The 19,294-nt window shown below is 63.8% G+C and carries 19 protein-coding genes and 1 tRNA gene; 9 read left to right on the forward strand and 11 right to left on the reverse strand.

Annotation, left to right across the window (positions count from 1 at the left end; genetic code table 11):
- Entirely contained in the window at window positions 1-699 is a 699-nt protein-coding gene (locus HU766_RS20920) for an SDR family NAD(P)-dependent oxidoreductase (protein WP_186660269.1), read from the forward strand.
- Window positions 700-767: 68 nt separating this feature from the next.
- On the opposite strand, the gene HU766_RS20925 is transcribed toward HU766_RS20920, so the two are convergent.
- The 6 genes from HU766_RS20925 to hemA form a co-directional block, all read right to left on the reverse strand.
- Window positions 768-1,286: an acyloxyacyl hydrolase gene (locus tag HU766_RS20925; RefSeq protein ID WP_033701321.1), complete on the reverse strand. Its 519-nt coding sequence runs from the start codon at window positions 1,284-1,286 to the stop codon at window positions 768-770.
- A gap of 106 nt (window positions 1,287-1,392) precedes the next feature.
- Window positions 1,393-2,190 (reverse strand): glutamate racemase, encoded by a 798-nt coding sequence (murI, locus tag HU766_RS20930; protein WP_186660271.1) that lies wholly within the window; start codon window positions 2,188-2,190, stop codon window positions 1,393-1,395.
- The gene (locus tag HU766_RS20935) at window positions 2,183-2,938 is read right to left on the reverse strand and encodes a molybdopterin-synthase adenylyltransferase MoeB (RefSeq protein ID WP_033701323.1); all 756 of its coding nucleotides are present in this window, start codon (window positions 2,936-2,938) and stop codon (window positions 2,183-2,185) included. The genes murI and HU766_RS20935 overlap by 8 nt, the downstream gene beginning before the upstream one ends.
- A complete protein-coding gene (gene prmC / locus HU766_RS20940; protein WP_186660273.1) occupies window positions 2,932-3,762 on the reverse strand; it encodes a peptide chain release factor N(5)-glutamine methyltransferase in 831 nt (276 codons plus the stop codon). Before prmC ends, HU766_RS20935 begins: the two co-directional genes overlap by 7 nt.
- Complete coding sequence (gene prfA, locus HU766_RS20945; RefSeq protein ID WP_186660275.1) at window positions 3,762-4,844, reverse strand: peptide chain release factor 1; 1,083 nt, start codon at window positions 4,842-4,844, stop codon at window positions 3,762-3,764. The genes prmC and prfA overlap by 1 nt, the downstream gene beginning before the upstream one ends.
- Window positions 4,841-6,118, reverse strand: coding sequence for a glutamyl-tRNA reductase (hemA, locus tag HU766_RS20950; protein WP_033701328.1), 1,278 nt, complete (start codon window positions 6,116-6,118; stop codon window positions 4,841-4,843). The genes prfA and hemA overlap by 4 nt, the downstream gene beginning before the upstream one ends.
- A gap of 332 nt (window positions 6,119-6,450) precedes the next feature.
- On the opposite strand from hemA, the gene HU766_RS20955 reads away from it, so the two are divergent.
- The 8 genes from HU766_RS20955 (at window position 6,451) to ychF (ending at window position 13,239) form a co-directional block, all read left to right on the forward strand.
- Window positions 6,451-8,172: a tetratricopeptide repeat protein gene (locus HU766_RS20955; protein ID WP_156310538.1), complete on the forward strand. Its 1,722-nt coding sequence runs from the start codon at window positions 6,451-6,453 to the stop codon at window positions 8,170-8,172.
- A gap of 4 nt (window positions 8,173-8,176) precedes the next feature.
- The gene (gene lolB / locus HU766_RS20960; protein ID WP_033701330.1) at window positions 8,177-8,794 is read left to right on the forward strand and encodes a lipoprotein insertase outer membrane protein LolB; all 618 of its coding nucleotides are present in this window, start codon (window positions 8,177-8,179) and stop codon (window positions 8,792-8,794) included.
- Between the two features lie 3 nt (window positions 8,795-8,797).
- A complete protein-coding gene (gene ispE / locus HU766_RS20965; protein ID WP_033701331.1) occupies window positions 8,798-9,658 on the forward strand; it encodes a 4-(cytidine 5'-diphospho)-2-C-methyl-D-erythritol kinase in 861 nt (286 codons plus the stop codon).
- A gap of 19 nt (window positions 9,659-9,677) precedes the next feature.
- Window positions 9,678-9,752 (forward strand) — tRNA-Gln (locus HU766_RS20970).
- 47 nt (window positions 9,753-9,799) lie between these two features.
- Complete coding sequence (locus tag HU766_RS20975) at window positions 9,800-10,741, forward strand: ribose-phosphate pyrophosphokinase (RefSeq protein WP_003247410.1); 942 nt, start codon at window positions 9,800-9,802, stop codon at window positions 10,739-10,741.
- Between the two features lie 118 nt (window positions 10,742-10,859).
- On the forward strand, window positions 10,860-11,453 hold the full coding sequence (locus HU766_RS20980; protein WP_033701332.1) for a 50S ribosomal protein L25/general stress protein Ctc: 594 nt from the start codon (window positions 10,860-10,862) through the stop codon (window positions 11,451-11,453).
- A 79-nt stretch (window positions 11,454-11,532) separates the two neighbouring features.
- Window positions 11,533-12,117: an aminoacyl-tRNA hydrolase gene (pth, locus tag HU766_RS20985; protein WP_008099045.1), complete on the forward strand. Its 585-nt coding sequence runs from the start codon at window positions 11,533-11,535 to the stop codon at window positions 12,115-12,117.
- 21 nt (window positions 12,118-12,138) lie between these two features.
- A complete protein-coding gene (gene ychF / locus HU766_RS20990) occupies window positions 12,139-13,239 on the forward strand; it encodes a redox-regulated ATPase YchF (RefSeq protein ID WP_033701333.1) in 1,101 nt (366 codons plus the stop codon).
- Window positions 13,240-13,318: 79 nt separating this feature from the next.
- Here ychF and HU766_RS20995 read toward each other — a convergent pair whose 3' ends face one another.
- The 5 genes from HU766_RS20995 to HU766_RS21015 are packed head-to-tail and all read right to left on the reverse strand — an operon-like array spanning window position 13,319 to window position 19,286.
- On the reverse strand, window positions 13,319-14,335 hold the full coding sequence (locus HU766_RS20995; protein WP_047582777.1) for a DUF2955 domain-containing protein: 1,017 nt from the start codon (window positions 14,333-14,335) through the stop codon (window positions 13,319-13,321).
- Entirely contained in the window at window positions 14,325-15,422 is a 1,098-nt protein-coding gene (locus HU766_RS21000) for an HlyD family secretion protein (RefSeq protein WP_186660277.1), read from the reverse strand. Before HU766_RS21000 ends, HU766_RS20995 begins: the two co-directional genes overlap by 11 nt.
- Window positions 15,419-16,939, reverse strand: a complete 1,521-nt coding sequence (locus HU766_RS21005; RefSeq protein ID WP_186660279.1) for a TolC family protein — start codon at window positions 16,937-16,939, stop codon at window positions 15,419-15,421. Before HU766_RS21005 ends, HU766_RS21000 begins: the two co-directional genes overlap by 4 nt.
- A 13-nt stretch (window positions 16,940-16,952) precedes the next feature.
- Window positions 16,953-18,050: an AI-2E family transporter gene (locus HU766_RS21010; protein ID WP_186660281.1), complete on the reverse strand. Its 1,098-nt coding sequence runs from the start codon at window positions 18,048-18,050 to the stop codon at window positions 16,953-16,955.
- Window positions 18,051-18,089: 39 nt separating this feature from the next.
- On the reverse strand, window positions 18,090-19,286 hold the full coding sequence (locus HU766_RS21015) for a monovalent cation:proton antiporter-2 (CPA2) family protein (protein ID WP_186660283.1): 1,197 nt from the start codon (window positions 19,284-19,286) through the stop codon (window positions 18,090-18,092).
- Window positions 19,287-19,294 lie beyond the last annotated feature (8 nt).

A 19,294-nucleotide genomic window follows, 5' to 3' on the forward strand; every position in this document is an offset into this window, starting at 1 on the left:
GTGAATAGAGCTCGCAGTGTCTGGGTGACAGGGGCCACTAATGGATTAGGGCTGGCATTGGTACAACAGTTGCTCGAACAGGGGCACCGGGTAGCCGCAAGCGGCAGGGAGTGTGAAGCACTGGACACGCTGGGCGAACGCTACGGCACGCAATTGCTGCGCCTGCCGGGCCAGTTGCAGGCGCTGGATCAGGTCGAGGCAGCCAGCAAGCTGCTATTGGGCAACTGGGGGTCGCTGGACTGCCTGATCATCAATGCCGGCACCGGTGAGTATGTGGCCGACGCCATACCTGATGCCGAGCTGTTCGAGGCCATCGCCGCCAGCAACCTGCTGGCCAGCGAACAATGCCTGGCCAGTGCCTTGCCGCTGCTGACCAAGGGTGAAGCGCCTCAGGTAATGGCGATCCTCAATCGCTATTCAGCCTCGCAGCTGTTTGCGCCCACACAGGTTTCCAGCGGTTTCAACAGCACCGCGCAGTGGTTTCGCGAGCAACGCCAGGTACTGGGCCAGCTGCAGATCAGCCTGACGGTGGTGGCGCCGCAATCATTGAAGACCCCCGTGACACCGGCGCAGGCTATGCCGGAGATGTGGACAGCGCAGAGCGCTGCCGAAGAACTGCTGCGGCGACTGCCGCTTCGAGAACCTGAACTGGTGCTGGAGACGCTGGACCCTAGCAGTTTGTGGCCGCTGCCGCGCTGACCCAAGGGTTGGCAAGGTGCTACCGCAGTGGGAGCGGCTCACCCGCTCCCACTGCCCAAGCAGGTGGGTTACAACGCCATACGGTAATGCAGGCTGTAGCTTTCCACACCATCGTTGGGCTGCTTTATACCGGCGTTGGAATAGTGGATGGCGCGCACGCCAATTTCATGCCCACCGGCAAAGCGCAAGCCGAAACCGATCCGGTCCTCGAACTGGAACGCCGAGCCTAGCTCGTTGCTTTCAAGCTCGGTACTGGAGAAGGCCGCGACACCGATGCCCGCCTCGATGTAAGGCTTCACCGATTCCCCAGCAAACTCATAGACGAACACTGGCGCAAACGACAAGCTGTGGTTGCTCGCCGTCTCGTCACCCTGCCAATAGGTGTAAGCCCCATCCCAATAACCGGTGAGACGACCAACGCTGGTCTGCCACCAGCTCGCCTCCCAGTTCGACTGCAACCCCAGCCGATAGACCATGGTCGAGTCACCGGTCTGCCCCACCGAAAATGAAACATCGGCAGCCTGCGCCGACACCACTTGCCCCAAAGTTAAGGCGGCAACCGCCGCCAAGCCGAGCAGTTTCCTCATAAGAAACATCCTTCTTCCTGATGCTGTTGTTAGTGTTCGCCTCTTGCCAGGCAAATCGGTAGAAATCGGCAGTGGTACGATAGTTCAGCTGCTTTTGACGTTTTTTTCACAACGCAAAGCTTTGCACACTGTCGGACTTATGCCACAGCAACGGTAGGATTTTTCTCAGAGTTTGCGGGTCGGCACTGGTCCAGAAGCGGGTATCCAGCGCCGGGCCCTCGGCCAGCAGGTCGTTGGCGTGCAACAGCCGTTGCAGCTGGCGTGCCACGGCGGCGCCGGTATCAATGATGGCCACGTCTGCCGGGACCATGTCGGCCAGCAAGGGGCGCAGGAATGGGTAATGGGTGCAGCCAAGAATCAGCGTATCGCAGCCGGCATCCAGCAGTGGCTGCACAAACCCGAGCAGCAACTGGCGCAACGCGGGGCTGCCCAGGTCGCCGGTTTCAATCAGCTCTACCAGCCCTGGGCAAGGCTGGGTGACCACCCGTACATCGCTGGCGAAGCGGTCGAGCAATGCCGCGAACTTGGCGCTCTGCAAAGTCCCGGTAGTGGCCAGCACCCCGACCACACCGGAGCGGGTGGCGGCGGCTGCAGGCTTTACCGCAGGCTCCATACCCACCAGCGGCCAGACCGGGTACAGCTCACGCAGGTCGGCAACCGCCGCCACCGTGGCGGTATTGCAGGCCAGGACCATGGCCTTGGCGCCTTGCTGCTGGAAGAACTCGGCAATGCGTCGGCAGCGCTGGCGGATGTAGTCCGCCGACTTCTCACCGTAGGGCACGTGACCGCAATCGGCCACATACAGCAGGGTTTCGTTGGGCAGCAGGCGCTGGATCTCGGCAAGCACCGACAAACCGCCGACCCCCGAATCCATCACGCCAATCGGCGCCGAACGCTCAGCCATCGCGCTTGCCGCAGACAGCGCAGGCCGGGTCGCGCTTGACCCGCAGTTCACGTATGCGCGTGCCGAGGGCATCAATCAGCAGCAGGCGGCCCACCAGTGGCTCGCCGAACCCAGCCAGCAGCTTCATGGCTTCCAGCGCCTGCAGGCTACCTACCAGCCCCACCAGCGGGCCGATCACGCCGGCTTCGCTGCAGGTCAGTTCATCCTCGCTGCCATGGCCATACAGGCAGTGGTAACACGGGCTGTAGTCACGCCGTGGGTCGAACACCGAAAGCTGGCCCTCGAGGCGGATCGCCGCCCCACTGACCAACGGCTTGCCAGCAGCGACGCAGGCGGCATTGACCGCCTCGCGCGTGGAAAAGTTGTCGGAGCAGTCCAGCACCAGGTCGACCGCAGCCACCGCTGCGGCCAGCGAATCTTCGTCCAGCGCCTGGCGGTGAGCGACCAGGCTGATCTCCGGGTTGATCGCCCCCAGGCGCTGCAGCGCCGAGTCCACCTTGCTCATGCCGACGCTGTCGCTGTCGTGCATCACCTGGCGTTGCAGATTGGTCAGGTCGACGGTGTCGAAATCTGCCAGGTGCAACTCGCCCACCCCCGCCGCAGCCAGGTACAGCGCCACAGGTGAGCCCAGCCCACCGAGGCCGACGATCAGCGCCTTGCTCTGCTTGAGGCGCAACTGGCCGTCGATATCGATCTGCGCCAGCAGCACTTGCCGGCTGTAGCGCAACAGTTCCTGATCACTCAGCATGGCAGGCGCCCCAGGGTAATGCGTTCATGGCTGCCCAGGTCGATGCGGCTGGCAACCTCGGCAAAGCCTTGTTCAGTCAGCAAGGCGCGCACCGCCGCTGCTTGATCATAACCATGCTCCAACAGCAACCAGCCGCCTGGCAGCAAATGCTGCGGCGCCTGGGCAATGATCACGCGCAGGTCGTCCAGGCCATCGGCACCTGCCACCAGTGCGCTGCTGGGTTCGAAACGCACATCGCCAGCGGCCAGGTGGGGGTCTTCGCTGGCAATGTAGGGGGGGTTGCTGACAATCAGGTCGAAACGCTCATCGCCGAGCTGGTCAAACCAGTGGCTGACGTGCACCTGCACATTGCCCAGCCCCAGGCGCTGGCGGTTGCGCTCGGCCAGCGCGGCGGCCTCCTCGACACGGTCCACCGCCATCACCTGCCAGGCCGGGCGGTCGCCGGCCAGGGCCAAGGCAATGGCCCCGGTGCCGGTGCCCAGGTCGAGCACCTTGGCAGGTGTCGCAGGCTGAAGCTCCAGGGCGGTCTCGACCAGCAGCTCGGTGTCCGGGCGCGGGATCAGCGTATGCGGTGCCACTTCCAGGTCGATCTTCCAAAACCCCTGCTGCCCAAGGATATACGCCACCGGCTCACCGCTGCGGCGGCGCTGCAGGTAACCGGCATAAGTGTCGGCCGCTTCGCTGCTGACGATGCGCTCGGGCCAGGTATGCAGGTAGCTGCGCGACTTGCCGATGGCCGCAGCCAACAACAGTTCGGCGTCCAGCCGCTCGGTGGGCGATTCGGGCAACTGCGCATTGCGCAGCAAGCTGGCGATGATGGTCATCAGTCCCCCAGGGCGGCCAGTTGATCGGCCTGGTACTCGGCCAACAGCGGTTCGATCACGGCGTCGACGCCACCGGCAAGGATGTCGTCCAGCGAATACAAGGTCAGGTTGATGCGGTGATCGGTTACCCGGCCCTGTGGATAATTGTAGGTGCGGATACGCTCGGAGCGGTCACCGGAGCCCACCAGCAGCTTGCGCTCACTGGCGATGGCATTCTGCGCGGCGCTGGTCTGCATGTCGTTGAGCTTGGCCGACAGCCAGGACATGGCACGGGCACGGTTCTTGTGCTGCGAGCGTTCTTCCTGGCACTCGACCACGATACCGGTGGGCAAGTGAGTAATGCGAACCGCCGAGTCGGTCTTGTTGATGTGCTGGCCACCGGCCCCGGAAGCGCGGTAGGTGTCCACGCGCAAGTCGGCCGGGTTGATCTCGATCACCGCCTGCTCATCGGGCTCGGGCAGCACGGCCACGGTACAAGCGGAGGTGTGGATGCGCCCCTGCGACTCGGTCTCGGGCACCCGTTGCACACGGTGCGCACCAGACTCGAACTTGAGCTTGCCGTAAACGTTTTCGCCTTCGACGCGGGCGATGATTTCCTTGTAGCCGCCGTGTTCGCCTTCGTTCTCGGACAAAATCTCCAGACGCCAGCCACGCTTTTCGGCGTAGCGCGAATACATGCGGAACAGGTCACCCGAGAAGATCGCCGCCTCGTCACCACCGGTGCCAGCGCGGATTTCGAGAAACACGTTACGCCCGTCGTTGGGGTCCTTGGGCAGCAGCATGCGTTGCAGCTGCGCCTCCATCGCCAGCAGTTGCTCCTTGGCTTCGCGCACTTCCTCCACGGCCATTTCGCGCATATCCGGATCGCTGTCCTTGAGCAGCGCCTGGGCACCTTCAAGGTCGTCCTGGACTTTGCGCCATGCCTGATAGGCCGTGTGAACCGGCTCGACCTCGGCGTATTCGCGGGAATAAGCACGGAAACGCGTCTGGTCGCTGATGACCTCAGCGTCACCGAGCAGTGCGGTCAGTTCTTCGAAGCGGTCCTGGAGAATATCCAGTTTGTTCAGCAGCGACGCTTTCATTGCAGGGATTTGTCCGTCGAGCCCTCGTTGAGGGCAAAGAGTTCCTGGGCCATGGCCAGCGCATCGAGGCGGCCCTCGGCCGAGAGCTTTTTCAACTGCACGCTGGGCGCATGCAGAAGTTTGTTGGTCAGGCCCCGGGCCAGTTGGGCCAGCACGTCCTCGGGGTTGCCGCCGTTGGCCAGCAGGCGCTGGGCTTTTTGCAGCTCTTCATCGCGCAGGCGCTCGCTTTGCTGGCGGTAGGCCTTGAGCACGTCCACCGCAGCCAGTTCGCGCAGGCGCACCATGAAGTCTTCGGCGCCCACCGACACCAGCTCTTCGGCAGCCTGGGCCGCACCCTGGCGGCTCTTGAGGTTTTCTGCGACTACGTCGTGCAGGTCATCGACGGTATACAGGTAGACGTCGTCGAGCTCGCCCACTTCGGGTTCGATATCACGCGGCACGGCGATGTCGACCATGAAAATCGGCTTGTGCCGGCGTTGTTTCAGCGCGCTCTCGACCGCGCCCTTGCCAAGGATCGGCAACTGGCTGGCGGTGGAGCTGATGACGATGTCACTGTTGGCCAGTTCCTGGGGGATGTCGGCCAGCAGCACGGCATGTGCGCCGAACTGCTCGGCCAGCGTGCTGGCACGCTCCAGGGTACGGTTGGCCACCACGATCCGGCGCACACCTTGCTCATGCAGGTGGCGGGCGACCAGGGTGATGGTCTCGCCGGCCCCGATCAGCAGGGCCTGGCTGCGGCCCAGGTCACTGAAGATCTGCCGCGCCAGGCTCACCGCGGCGAACGCCACCGAAACCGGGTTTTCGCCGATCGCGGTGTCGGTGCGCACCTGTTTGGCGGCACTGAAGGTGGCCTGGAACAGGCGCCCGAGCAGTGGGCCAACGGTACCGGCCTCACGCGCCACGGCGTAGGCGGACTTCATCTGGCCGAGGATCTGCGGCTCGCCGAGCACCAGCGAATCGAGGCCAGAGGCCACGCGCATCATGTGCCGCACCGCATCGTGCTCTTCATGGATGTAGGCGCTGGCGCGCAGTTCATCCAGGCTCAGCCGGTGGTAATCGGCCAGCCACAGCAGTACGGCCTCGGCAGACAGGTGGTCCTGCTCTATATAAAGCTCGCTACGGTTGCAGGTCGACAGGATCGCCGCTTCACGGCTGGCGGTCAGTCGGCAGAGCTGTTGCAGGGCGTCCACCAGCTGCTCTGGGGTAAACGCCACGCGCTCGCGTACGTCTACCGAGGCAGTCTTATGGTTGATACCAAGTGCAAGAAAGGCCATGCAAGGTCGCTGGTTGTGACGAGAAGCCGATAATTGTCCTCTTTCGCAGGTTTTAGAACAACCACCGTTCGCTATTGTCGTGTAGGAGCGGCCTTGCGTCGCGAAAGGGCTGCGCAGCGGCCCCGGCAATATCTCTGACAAACCTGAAAACCTGGGGCCGCTACGCGCCCCTTTCGCAACCCAAGGCCGCCCCCAACAGGCCCCCCCACACAGGTGGCGGAACCTGGGCGCCCCTGCCATGGTCGCAGTTAAGCAAATGCTTCGCAGGTGGGTTTGCCCCCGCGCTTGTGTCATCATGCTCCGACCGCCGGTGAGTCCTTTTAAGCCTTTCTATGAACAGACACTACGCACTGCTGCTTGCCTTCGCCCTGCTCCAGGGTTGCCAGAGCCTGGCCCCGCAAAAAGCCGAGCCACCCGTTGCCGAGGCCGGCAAGGGCGAGGCCGAAAAACCCGTGGTGTACGGTTCGTTCAAGCAAGACACCCTATATAGCCTGTTGGTGGCGGAGCTGGCCGGCCAGCGCAACCGCTTCGACATCGCCCTGGCCAACTACGCCGACCAGGCCGAAAAAACCCAGGACCCTGGCGTTTCCGAACGCGCCTACCGCATCGCCGAGTACCTCGGCGCCGACGAGCCGGCCCTGGAAAACGCCTTGATCTGGGCCCGCAACGACCCGGACAACCTCGACGCCCAGCGCGCCGCCGCCATCCAGCTGGCCCGCGCCGGTCGCTACGACGATGCTATGGTCTACATGGAAAAAGTCCTGCAAGGCCAGGGCGATACCCATTTCGACTTCCTCGCCCTGTCGGCCGCCGAGACCGACCAGAGCACCCGCGACGGCTTGCTGCAGAGCTTCGAACGCCTGCTGGTCAAGTACCCGGAAAACAGCCAACTGGTGTTCGGCAAAGCGCTCCTGCTGAACCAGGACGGCAAGGCCGAAGAAGCGCTCGAACTGCTCGAGGAGCACCCGCCGCAAAATGGCGAGATCGCCCCGATTCTGCTGCGTGCCCGCCTGCTGCAAGCGCTCGACCGCGGCAAAGAGGCGCTGCCCCTGCTGCGTGGCGCGATCCGCGACAACCCGGATGACAAACGCCTGCGCCTGACCTACGCCCGTACCCTGGTCGAGCAGGACCGCATCGCCGATGCCAAGGGGGAGTTCATCAGCCTGGTCCAGCAGTACCCCGAGGATGACGAGCTGCGCTACTCGCTGGCACTGGTATGCCTGGAAAACAAAGACTGGGATGAAGCCGAGGGCTACCTGCAGGAGCTGGTCGAACGCGACAGCAACGTCGACGCCGCCCACCTGAACCTGGGCCGTATCCGCGAGGAGCGCCACGACCCCGAAGGCGCCTTGCGCGAATACGCCCTGGTCGGCACCGGCCCCGACTACCTGCCGGCGCAGCTGCGCCAGGCCGACATCCTGATTGCCAACGGCCGCGGCACCGAGGCTTCGCGCCTGCTCGCCGAAGCCCGCGAGGCCCAGCCGGACTACGCCATCCAGCTGTACCTGATCGAATCGGAAAGCTACAGCAACAACAACAAGGACGCCCAGGCCAACCAGGTGCTGCAACAAGGCATCCAGCGTTACCCGGACGACCTCAACCTGCTGTATACCCGCGCCATGCTGGCCGAAAAGCGTGATGACCTGCCGCAGATGGAGAAAGACCTGCGCGCCATCATCGACCGCGAGCCGGAAAACGCCATGGCCCTGAACGCCCTGGGCTACACCCTGGCCGACCGCACCACCCGCTACGCCGAGGCCAAGGCGCTGATCGACAAGGCCCACCAGCTCACCCCGGATGACCCGGCGGTGCTCGACAGCCTAGGCTGGGTCGCCTACCGCCAGGGCAACCTGGACGAAGCCGAAGGCTACCTGCGCCAGGCCCTGGAGCGCTTCCCCGACCACGAAGTGGCTGCGCACCTGGGCGAAGTCCTGTGGGCCAACGGCAAGCGCCGCGAAGCCCGCCAGGTCTGGGCCAAGGCCTTCGAAGCCCAGCCCGACAGCCCCATCCTGCGCAAGACCGTACTGCGCCTGACCGGATCAGAGACCCTTTAACGCCATGTTCCTGCGCCATTGCATCACCTTCACCCTGATTGCCCTGCTCGCGGGCTGTGCCGGCTTCGGTAGCCGTGAAGCCCTGCAGGGCCATGGCGACCCGCAGCAGTGGCGCCAGCACAAAGCGCAACTCAGCACCCTCGACGGCTGGCAGATCAGCGGCAAGGTCGGCATCCGCGCCCCGCGCGATTCCGGCAGCGGCACGCTGTTCTGGTTGCAGCGCCAGGACTACTACGACATCCGCCTGGCCGGGCCATTGGGCCGTGGCGCTGCCCGCCTGACCGGCCGCCCCGGCGGCGTGGTGCTAGAAGTGGCCAACCAGGGCCGCTACGAAGCCACCAGCCCGGAAGCACTGCTGGAAGAACAACTGGGCTGGCAACTGCCGGTTTCGCACCTGGTCTGGTGGGTACGCGGCCTGCCCGCGCCCGACAGCAAGAGCCAGCTGACCCTGGACGGCGACAGCCGCCTGGCCAGCCTGCAACAGGATGGCTGGCAGGTGCAGTACCTGAGCTATACCGAGCAGAACGGCTACTGGTTGCCCGAGCGCCTGAAACTGCACGGCAAGGACCTCGACGTGACGTTGGTGGTCAAGGACTGGCAGCCGCGCCAGCTGGGGCACTGATCGATGACCACCCTTACCCTGCCCGCCCCGGCCAAGCTCAACCTGTGGCTGCACATCATCGGCCGCCGCCCGGACGGTTACCACGAGCTGGAAACCGTCTTCCAGTTTCTCGACCATGGCGACGAGCTGAGCTTCGCCCTGCGTGAAGACGGCGTGATCCGCCTGCACACCGAAATCGAGGCGGTGCCCCACGACAGCAACCTGATCGTGCGTGCCGCGCGCAAATTGCAGGAACAATCCGGCACCCGCCTTGGCGCCGACATCTGGCTGACCAAGGTCTTGCCCATGGGCGGTGGCATCGGCGGCGGCAGCTCGGACGCCGCGACCACGCTGCTGGCGCTGGCGCACTTGTGGCAGCTGGACTGGGATGAAGATCGCCTGGCCGGCCTGGGCCTGACCCTCGGTGCCGACGTGCCGGTGTTCGTGCGCGGCCACGCGGCGTTCGCCCAGGGTGTGGGCGAGCAACTGACCCCGGTCGACCCGATCGAGCCCTGGTATGTCGTGCTGGTGCCGCAAGTGTCTGTCAGTACTGTAGAAATTTTTTCACATCCGCAGTTGACACGTGATTCCCTCCCCCTTAAGATGCGCCCCGTTCCCGAGGGAAACAGTCGAAATGACTGCCAACCGGTGGTAGAGCAGAGTTACCCAGAAGTTCGCAATGCGTTGAATTCACTGGGCAAATTCACTGAAGCTCGATTAACCGGCACTGGAAGTTGTGTGTTTGGGGCCTTCCCAAGCAAAGCCGAAGCTGATAAAGTTCTGGCCCTTCTTTCAGCGACCCAAACAGGGTTTGTGGCGAAAGGAAGCAATGTTTCGATGTTGCATCGCAAGCTGCAAAGTCTGGTCAAGAAGTCGAGTGCCTAGCGCTCGCAGCAACAGATACAGGGGCGTCGCCAAGCGGTAAGGCAGCAGGTTTTGATCCTGCCATGCGTTGGTTCGAATCCAGCCGCCCCTGCCATTTTCCTATACTCATCCAGGTATACCCTCAGCCTTCAGGTACTGCGCGTGTCCAAGATGATGGTCTTTACGGGGAACGCTAACCCCGATCTGGCTCGGCGTGTCGTACGTCAGCTGCATATCCCTCTCGGTGACGTCTCTGTCGGTAAATTCTCCGACGGCGAGATCAGCACTGAGATCAATGAAAATGTCCGCGGTAAAGACGTCTTCATTATTCAGCCGACCTGTGCCCCGACCAACGATAACCTGATGGAACTGGTAGTGATGGCCGACGCCTTCCGCCGCTCCTCAGCATCCCGAATCACCGCCGTGATTCCTTACTTCGGATACGCCCGCCAGGACCGCCGTCCGCGTTCGGCACGTGTAGCCATCAGCGCCAAAGTTGTCGCTGACATGCTCACTGTCGTGGGTATCGACCGTGTACTCACCGTCGACCTGCACGCTGACCAGATCCAGGGTTTCTTCGATATCCCAGTCGACAACATCTACGGCTCGCCCGTATTGGTCGACGATATCGAAGACCAGCGTTTCGAGAACCTGATGATCGTCTCCCCGGACATCGGTGGTGTCGTGCGCGCACGTGCCGTCGCCAAGTCCCTGGGTGTCGATCTGGGTATCATCGACAAACGCCGCGAGAAGGCTAACCACTCCGAGGTGATGCACATCATCGGCGACGTCGAAGGGCGCACTTGCATCCTGGTAGACGACATGGTCGACACCGCCGGCACCCTGTGCCACGCGGCCAAAGCCCTGAAAGAACACGGCGCTGCCAAGGTTTACGCCTATTGCACGCACCCTGTCCTGTCGGGCCGCGCGATCGAGAACATCGAGAAGTCGGTACTGGACGAGCTGGTGGTGACCAACACCGTTCCGCTGTCCGCCGCTGCTCAAGCCTGTGACCGTATCCGCCAGCTGGATATCGCACCGGTTGTCGCTGAAGCGGTACGCCGCATCAGCAACGAAGAATCGATCAGCGCGATGTTCCGCTAAGCGGAACACGTGTTGATGTGAAGCGCCCCGCCCCAGCATTTGTTGGGGCGGGGCTTTTTTGCCATTCCCGTTGGCGCTGGTCGCAAACGCCCTCGGGAGGCTATTTTGGAGAAACAAAATGACTGATTTCACGCTGAACGCCAAAGTGCGTACTGACCTGGGGAAAGGTGCGAGCCGCCGCCTGCGTCACTCGCTGAGCATCCCTGCCGTTGTCTACGGTGGCGATAAAGAAGCGCAATCCCTGACCATCGTGTCGAAGGAAATCGCCAAGCTGTTCGAAAACGAAGCTGCCTACAGCCACGTGATCGAGCTGAACGTTGACGGCGCCAAGCAAAACGTCATCGTCAAGGCCATGCAGCGTCACCCAGCCAAGCAATTCATCATGCACGCTGACTTCGTTCGCGTCGTTGCTGGCCAGAAGCTGACTGCCAAGGTTCCGGTTCACTTCATCGGCGAAGAAGCGCCGATCAAGAAAGGCGGCGAGATCTCCCACGTTGTTTCCGAGATCGAAGTTTCCTGCGAAGCCAAAGACCTGCCTGAGTTCATCGAAGTTGACCTGGCTAACGCTGAAGTCGGCACCATCATCCACCTGTCGGACCTGAAAGCTCCGAAAGGCGTAGAGTTCGTCGCTCTGGCCCACGGTGATGACAAGGCTGTTGCCAACGTTCACGCGCCACGCGTTGCTCCAGAAGCAGAAGGCGCTGCCGAGTAATCCACTCGCACGCCGGTGTTGATCGGGTTACAGTGCCGCGCGCGCTGTAACCCACCAACTCCAAGGAAGAGCCCCTGACGTGACCGCCATCCAGTTGATCGTTGGCCTGGGTAACCCCGGCCCCGAATACGAACAGACCCGGCATAACGCAGGGGCTCTTTTCGTTGAACGCATTGCCAGCGCCCAGCGCGTCTCGCTGACCGCTGACCGCAAGTATTTCGGCCTGACGGCTAAATTCAGCCATCAGGGCAACGACGTTCGTCTGCTCATCCCCACCACCTACATGAACCGTAGCGGCCAGTCCGTGGCGGCCTTGGCCAATTTCTTCCGCATCAAGCCGGAAGCGATTCTGGTGGCGCATGACGAACTCGACCTGCCTCCGGGCGTCGCCAAGCTTAAACGCGGCGGCGGCCATGGCGGGCACAACGGCCTGCGCGACATCATCGCGCAGCTCGGCAACCAGAACGACTTCCACCGCCTGCGGCTTGGCATCGGCCACCCGGGTGACGCCAAACTGGTCTCCAACTTCGTCCTGGGCCGCGCGCCGCGCGCCGAGCAGGAGAAGCTCGACGCCAGCATCGATTTTGCCCTCGGCGTGCTGCCAGATGTCCTCGCTGGCGATTTCGCCAAGGCGATGCGCGAGCTGCACAGCCAGAAGGCCTGATTTCCTAGAGAGGGAATACCCATGGGTTTCAATTGCGGCATCGTCGGCCTGCCCAACGTCGGCAAGTCCACCCTGTTCAACGCCTTGACCAAGTCCGGCATCGCGGCGGAGAACTTCCCTTTCTGCACCATCGAGCCGAACAGCGGCATCGTGCCGATGCCCGACGCGCGTCTGGCTGCCCTGGCAGAGATCGTCAAGCCTAACCGCATCCTGCCGACCACCATGGAATTCGTCGACATCGCCGGCCTGGTGGCAGGCGCGTCGAAAGGTGAAGGCCTGGGCAACAAGTTCCTCGCCAACATCCGCGAGACCGACGCCATCGCCCACGTGGTGCGCTGCTTCGAAGACGAGAACGTGATCCACGTTTCCAACAGCGTCGACCCCAAGCGTGACATCGAGATCATCGACCTCGAACTGATCTTCGCCGACCTCGACAGCTGCGAGAAGCAACTGCAGAAGGTTGCCCGCAATGCCAAGGGTGGCGACAAGGAAGCCCTGGCGCAAAAGGCCATCCTGGAAAAGCTGATCCCGCACTTCACTGAAGGCAAGCCTGCACGCAGCCTGATGAAGCACATGGCTGACGACGAAAAGGCCGTCATCCGTGGCTTCCACCTGCTGACCAGCAAGCCGGTGATGTACATCGCCAACGTCGCTGAAGACGGCTTCGACAACAACCCGCACCTGGACGTGGTCAAGGCCATCGCCGAGGAAGAAGGCGCGGTCGTGGTACCGGTGTGCAACAAGATCGAAGCCGAAATCGCCGAGCTGGACGACGGTGAAGAGAAGGACATGTTCCTCGAGGCCCTGGGCCTGGAAGAGCCTGGCCTGAACCGCGTGATCCGCGCCGGTTACGAGCTGCTTAACCTGCAGACCTATTTCACTGCCGGCGTGCAGGAAGTACGCGCCTGGACCGTCCGCATTGGCGCCACCGCGCCACAGGCTGCTGGCGTGATCCACACCGACTTCGAAAAAGGCTTCATCCGCGCTGAAGTAGTGGCGTATGACGACTTCATCCAGTTCAAGGGTGAAAGTGGCGCCAAGGAAGCCGGCAAGTGGCGTTTGGAAGGTAAGGACTACATCGTCAAAGACGGCGATGTGATGCACTTCCGCTTCAACGTCTGACGCTCAGCGTTTGCCTGTCAACAAAAGCCTCCGTATGGGGGCTTTTGTGTTTCTGTTGTCCCGTTCGCCCCTATCCCCCTCAGTGCGCCCACTGCCGCGCCCTGCGCCTGTCGATCCAGATCAGCAAGACGCTGGCATACACCGAGACAGCCAAGAACAGCGCCATGCGCACCGCAAAGGCCCGGTACACGTCCTGCCCTGCCGCGCTGTCCTGCACCGACTGCCCCAGCAGAATCAGCATCGTGGTCAGGCAACTGACCCAGTAAGCAGGGCCGTGCCGCGTCGCCACCGCCCGGTAGAGCCGCCGGGCCTGCCAGAGGGTGAACAGCAACACCCACAGAAAAAACATCCACAGGTGCACGAACAGGCTCAAGGCACTCCACAGCAGGATCGCCAGCAGCCCGGCTAGCAGGGTCGAACCAATCAGCTCTCGGCTGGCATTGCGGGCATGGGTTTCGCCGGCCTGCTGGCCCAGGCTCACCGACTTCATGATCAGCGGCATGAATGCATCCGGGGCAATCAGCGCCAGCAAGAACGCCGGCATGACGATCAGCGTGGCACGCAGCGCAACCCAACTGGCACGCGCGCTGGGGAGCGGTGGCGGGGACGGTTGCGCGGGGGCATCGACAGGTTCGGGAAACAGTACATGCGCCAGCGCCGTGCCCAGCGCCGCCAACAGCATGCCTTTGGCTAACGCCTCGACCACCGACAGCGCCAAGGTGAAATCATGGGTGCCGGCTGCGGCGATCATGGTCAGGCCGATCACCAGCAAATTCGCCACCAGGCCATTGCCGCCCTTGAGCGCGTAACGCAGCACCAGAAACACCCCAACGCCGACCAACAGCACCCCACTCACCGGGGCATGGCGCAGCAGTGGAATCAGCAACAAGCCGCTGCCACAACTGAGCAGCACCAGCACCGCCAACGCCGGTGCCGCGCGCAACGGCAGCGGCTGGCTGCGGGTGGCTAACAGCAGCACCGCAAACACCGGGGCCAGGATCGGCACGGGCAGGCCGATGCCGAAGCTGACCGCCAGGCACAGCGCCACGCCCCAGGCCAGGCGTAGCGCCCGCAGGCGCCGCCACTCAATAGGCATACGACAGCCAGCTCATCAGCCACATGAACACGCGGCCCAGCACGTTCAGCGGGTTGCCTTCGCTGGGCAGCGCCATGACTTCGGCCTGGCCGCCGACCCGCAACCCGGTCTTGTCCTCCAGCTGGTCACGGTCCAGCTCGACGATCACCGGAAAACGCTGCGCCGAGCGCAGCCACTCGCGGCTGTTCTGCACGCTCGGCAGGGTACCCGGCGGGCTGCCCTGCCCCACGCTGACGCCATACCCAATGCTGCGTATGCGCCCCTTCAGCACCACCCCCGGCAGCGCATCGAGCACCACCAGCACCGCTGTGCCGGAGCGCAGGCGGCCGAGGTTGTTTTCGGTCATGTCGGCGCTGATCCACACGTCATGGATCGCGATCAGGGTCATCATCGGGCTGCCGGCCGCCACATAATGGCCAACGTCTGTGCGCAGGTCAGTGATCAAACCGTTGGCATCGGCGCGCACCACGGTGCGGGCCAGATCCAGGCGGGCCTTTTCAACATTCGCCGCAGCGCTGCGCAACTGGGCGTTGTCTGCCTGTGAACCGCCCTGCTGTTCACGTGCCCGCTCGACTTCGGCACGGGCCGCCGCCACCTGGCTGATGGCTTGGTCGAGCGTGGCCTGGGCCCCTTCCAGGCGGCGCACCGACACCGTGCCTGGGTCTTCCTCGATCAGTCGCTTGAGCCGCTCGGCATCCTGGCGCGCCTTGCGCTCGTTGGCCTGGGCCGCCAGCAACGCCGCCTTGGCCGAATCGATGCCGGCGGTGTTGGCGCCGATCTGCCTGCGCACGGTATCCAGGTCGGCCTCGGCGCGAGCCAGGGCAATGCGGTATTGCGCCGGGTCCAGCTCGAACAGCACCGCGCCTTGGCGTACCTCCTGGTTGTTGCCCACGGCCACGCGCTTCACCGGGCCGGCTACCTCGGCGCTCACCGGCACCACGTAGGCTTGCAGGCGGGCCTGCTGGGTGTAAGGCGTGAAACGGTCTGCCAGCAGGTACCAGAGCAGGCTTATGGCAATCAGCAGCAATACCCAGCGCATGCCACGATCAGGCGCTTGCGGGGGCGGTGTTTGCGGGGCGTCGCTCATTTCGGTTCACCGGGTTGCTGTGCGGTAGGGGGTGGCGCGTCCAGCAGGTCTCCCCAATCGGTGCGTTGCTGCATCTGTCGACGCGTAGCCGGGTCGACCGCTGCACGGCCTGGCTGCCAACCGCCGCCCAGGGCCTTGTACAAGGTCACCACGCTGCTGACGGCATTGCCGCGGCTGACCAGGTAACCGTCTTGTTGCTGCAGCAGCAGTTGCTGGGCATCGAGCACCCGCTGGAAGTCGGCAAAGCCTTCGCGGTATTGCGAGGTGGCCAGGCTCAGCGAGCGCTGCGCGGCTTGCGAGGCCTGGTCGCGAATACCCGCGCTCTGCAACGAGCGCACCAGGCCGCTGGCTGCATCGTCGGCCTCGCGGGCGGCTTCGCGCACGCCCTGCTGATAAAGCTCGATCAGTTGCTGCAAGCGGGCATCCTCCACACGCACAGCGTTCTTGCGCCGGCCATAGTCGAACGGGTTCCAGATCAGGCCTGGGCCGGCGGCGAGGTCGAAACTGTCGGGCAGGTGGCTGGCCGTCACGAAGCTCCAGCCGATGCTGCCCAGCAGGCTCAGCTGTGGATAAAGGTCCGCTTCGGCCACGCCCACCAGCGCCGACTGCGCCGCGACGGCCTGCTCGGCGGCACGGATGTCCGGGCGTCGCAGCAACAAACGGGCGGGAACGTCTTGCAACAGTGCCCGGTCTGGCAGTGGTAACTGCCCGTAACGAGGTTGCAACTCCGGCAGCGGCCCCGGTGGCCGCCCAAGCAGCGAACACAACACGTTGCGCAAGGCATTGAGCTGGTTTTCGAACTCGGGGATGGTCGCCTGCGTCGCCAGGTACTGGGTGCGTGCCTGCTGCCAGTCGAGCTCATCATGCTCGCCATGGCGGAACAACCGCTCGGTGATCTCCAGGCTGCGCGCCTGGCGCTTGGCGTTTTCCTCGGCAATGGCCAGGCGCGCCTCGGCGGTACGCAAGGCAAAATAGGTGTCGGCCACCTGTGCACGCAACAACAGCATGGCATCGGCGTAGTTGGCCTCGGAGGCAAAGTACAGGGCATCGGCCGCCTCGATGGCACGGCTGAAGCGCCCCCAGAAGTCGATCTCCCAACCAATGTCGAAGCCCACGCTGGACTGCCAGAACACCGAATCACGGGCGTTGGCGGTACCGGACTGGTCCTGCTTGAGGTAGAGGCTTTGCGCGCGCAACTGCTGCAGTTGTGGATAACGCCCGGTCTGCACGATGGCCAGTTGCGCACGTGCCTCAGCGACGCGCAGCCCAGCCACGCGCAGGTTGGTGTTGTGCGCATCAGCTTGGGCGATCAGGGCATCCAGTGTCGGGTCGGCGAACACCGCCCACCACTGGCGAAAATCCGGCGCCGCAGCGCTACGGCTGGCCTGCTCCAGCAGCGGGGTGCTCCAGGTGTCCAGCCAGGGCGATTGCGCCGGCGGGTAGTCCGGACCGACCTGCGTACAGCCTGCCAGCAAAGCCACCAGGCCCAGTGCGCGGCGCCAGCGAGGTCCGGGCATGCCAGGCCCCGGCTCAAGCCGACGGTTCGACAGGGTCTTCCGGCACCTGCAACGCCACCCACTGCCAGAACAGCACATAGGTCACGCCCAGAATCACCGGGCCGATGAACAGGCCAATGATGCCTTTGACCACCATGCCGCCCAGCGCACCGATCAGCACCACCGGCATCGGCACATCCACGCCGCGCCCCAGCAACAGCGGCTTGAGCACGTTGTCGGCAAGGCCGGCGACGAACGTGTAGATGGCAAACACGATGGTCGCGACGGTGAAGCCTTCGGCATGGAATACATAGGCGATGACCGGTAGCGTGATCAGCGTAGCCGGCGCCTGGGCGATGCCCAGCATAAGGATGGCGATTGCCAGGATCCCCGCGCCCGGCACACCCTTGACCACAAAACCTACGCCTATCAGCAGCATCTGGATGAAGGCGATGCCGATCACACCCTGGGCGACGGCGCGAATGGTGGCGGTGCACAGCCTTGCAATGGGCTTGCCGCGCGACTCACCGGAAACCCGAATGGCAATGCGCTGCGCCGCCACTTCGCCGCGCTCGCCGAAGGCCATGATCACCCCCGAGATGATGATCGCCGCGATGAACATCAAGAATGCCCCCCCGGCACTGGCAGCGGCGCCCAACAACACACGCCCGGCATCCTTGAGCTGCGGCATCACACTGTTGAGCACCCCGCTCAGGCTCTCGGAAGCCGCCAGCCACAAGGCATACACGCGCGGCCCGATCAGCGGCCAGGTGGCCACCGACTCCGAAGGCGTCGGCACGCTCCAGGCACCGCTTTTGAGCAGTGTCACCAAGCCTTCCACCGACTCGCTGATCGACACCACCACCAGGTAGATTGGCACCAGCAACACCACCAGCACCAAAAGCACCACCAGCGTTGCCGCATAGCCGTCCTTGAGCCCCGTGCCGCGTTTGATGCGCTGGTGCAGCGGGTACAGGGTCACCGCCAGGATCACCGCCCACAGCATCAATTCCAGAAAGGGCTGAAACACCTGGAAGGCGAAGATCACCAGGGCAGCCACCAGGCCTGCCTTGATCAATACATCGAGCAGGCCCCGCGACAGGGCACTGTCCAGCTTGAAACTCGGCTGCATGCTTCACCTCCGCACATTCATTTTGCCAACGGGTGCAGTTCAGTGGTCGGTTTGACGCTCAGGCGGGGACGCCTCAGCGTTGCTCAACTGCCGTGTCAGGCCCATCATCACCAGCGGTACCACGGCCATCGACAAGGTGATGGCCAGCACCAGCAGGTCGTGAACCTGCTGCTCCAATACCTGGTGCTCACGCGCCAGTTTGAACACCACGAAAGCAAACTCGCCGCCCGACGCCAGCACCACGCCCAGGCACAGCGCCTGAGCACGGTTCAACCCGCCGGCCGTGCGACCCAGGGCAACCAACAGTGGCAGCTTGATGCCCACCAGCAGCAGCGTGAGCCCAAGCACGGCCAAGGGCATGCCGAACAACAGGCGCAAGTCTGCGCTCATGCCCACGCCGACAAAGAACAGCCCGAGCAGCAACCCTTTGAGCGGCTCGATCTGGGTTTCCAGTTCGTGGCGAAACGGCGACTCGGCCATCAATACGCCGGCCAGGAATGCGCCAAGGGCCATCGATATGCCTACATGCTCCATCACCCAGGCGGTGCCCAACACCACCAGCAAAGCAGTAGCCGTGGACAGCTCCGGCAACCCGGAGCCGACTGTCCATTTGAAAATCGGGGTCATCAAGTAGCGGCCGCCGATAATGATCACACCGATGCCGAGCGCCACAGCCAGCAGCGGCCAGTTGCCTTCATCTGCATGGCTGACATCACCGCCAAGCAAGGGCACCACGGCAATCAGGGGGATGGCGGCGATGTCCTGGAACAGCAGAATCGCCACAGCCAGGCGGCCGTGGGGCTTGCCCAGGTCCTTGCGCTCGGCGAGCACCTGCAAGCCGAACGCCGTTGATGACAGCGCAAGCCCCAGCCCCAGCACAATGGCCGCCGGCTTCGACTGGCCAAATACCCCATAGGCGAGCAGGCCAAGTGCGGCGGCGGTCAGCCCGACCTGCAGCGAGCCGATGCCGAACAGGGCGCGGCGCATGGTCCACAGGCGGCGGGGCGAGAGCTCAAGGCCGATCACGAACAGCAGCATCACCACGCCCATCTCCGACAGGCGGGCGACGTTGTCCGGGTTGCCCAGCAAGCCGAGCACCGAGGGGCCGATCAGGATGCCGGCCAGCAGATAGCCAGGCACTGCCCCCAGTTTCAAACGTTGCGCCAGTGGCACCAGAAGCACCACGGCCAGCAGGAACACCACCGTCGCCTGCAGCAGGCTGCCGTCATGTGGCATAGGATTTC

It is taken from the genome of Pseudomonas sp. SWRI77 (assembly GCF_014269105.1).
GTDB lineage: Bacteria > Pseudomonadota > Gammaproteobacteria > Pseudomonadales > Pseudomonadaceae > Aquipseudomonas > Aquipseudomonas capeferrum.

Excerpts from the sequence above, each read along its gene's own strand:
- prmC (WP_186660273.1), bottom strand. The coding sequence starts at position 3,762 with ATGACCATCATCGCCAGCTTGCTGCGCAATGCGCAGTTGCCCGAATCG.
- HU766_RS21015 (WP_186660283.1), bottom strand. The coding sequence starts at position 19,286 with ATGCCACATGACGGCAGCCTGCTGCAGGCGACGGTGGTGTTCCTGCTG.
- prfA (WP_186660275.1), bottom strand. The coding sequence starts at position 4,844 with ATGAAAGCGTCGCTGCTGAACAAACTGGATATTCTCCAGGACCGCTTC.
- HU766_RS21000 (WP_186660277.1), bottom strand. The coding sequence starts at position 15,422 with ATGAGCGACGCCCCGCAAACACCGCCCCCGCAAGCGCCTGATCGTGGC.
- ychF (WP_033701333.1), top strand. The coding sequence starts at position 12,139 with ATGGGTTTCAATTGCGGCATCGTCGGCCTGCCCAACGTCGGCAAGTCC.
- HU766_RS21005 (WP_186660279.1), bottom strand. The coding sequence starts at position 16,939 with ATGCCCGGACCTCGCTGGCGCCGCGCACTGGGCCTGGTGGCTTTGCTG.
- HU766_RS20935 (WP_033701323.1), bottom strand. The coding sequence starts at position 2,938 with ATGCTGAGTGATCAGGAACTGTTGCGCTACAGCCGGCAAGTGCTGCTG.
- ispE (WP_033701331.1), top strand. The coding sequence starts at position 8,798 with ATGACCACCCTTACCCTGCCCGCCCCGGCCAAGCTCAACCTGTGGCTG.
- HU766_RS20980 (WP_033701332.1), top strand. The coding sequence starts at position 10,860 with ATGACTGATTTCACGCTGAACGCCAAAGTGCGTACTGACCTGGGGAAA.
- murI (WP_186660271.1), bottom strand. The coding sequence starts at position 2,190 with ATGGCTGAGCGTTCGGCGCCGATTGGCGTGATGGATTCGGGGGTCGGC.
- HU766_RS20955 (WP_156310538.1), top strand. The coding sequence starts at position 6,451 with ATGAACAGACACTACGCACTGCTGCTTGCCTTCGCCCTGCTCCAGGGT.
- HU766_RS21010 (WP_186660281.1), bottom strand. The coding sequence starts at position 18,050 with ATGCAGCCGAGTTTCAAGCTGGACAGTGCCCTGTCGCGGGGCCTGCTC.
- lolB (WP_033701330.1), top strand. The coding sequence starts at position 8,177 with ATGTTCCTGCGCCATTGCATCACCTTCACCCTGATTGCCCTGCTCGCG.
- HU766_RS20925 (WP_033701321.1), bottom strand. The coding sequence starts at position 1,286 with ATGAGGAAACTGCTCGGCTTGGCGGCGGTTGCCGCCTTAACTTTGGGG.
- HU766_RS20995 (WP_047582777.1), bottom strand. The coding sequence starts at position 14,335 with ATGCCTATTGAGTGGCGGCGCCTGCGGGCGCTACGCCTGGCCTGGGGC.
- hemA (WP_033701328.1), bottom strand. The coding sequence starts at position 6,118 with ATGGCCTTTCTTGCACTTGGTATCAACCATAAGACTGCCTCGGTAGAC.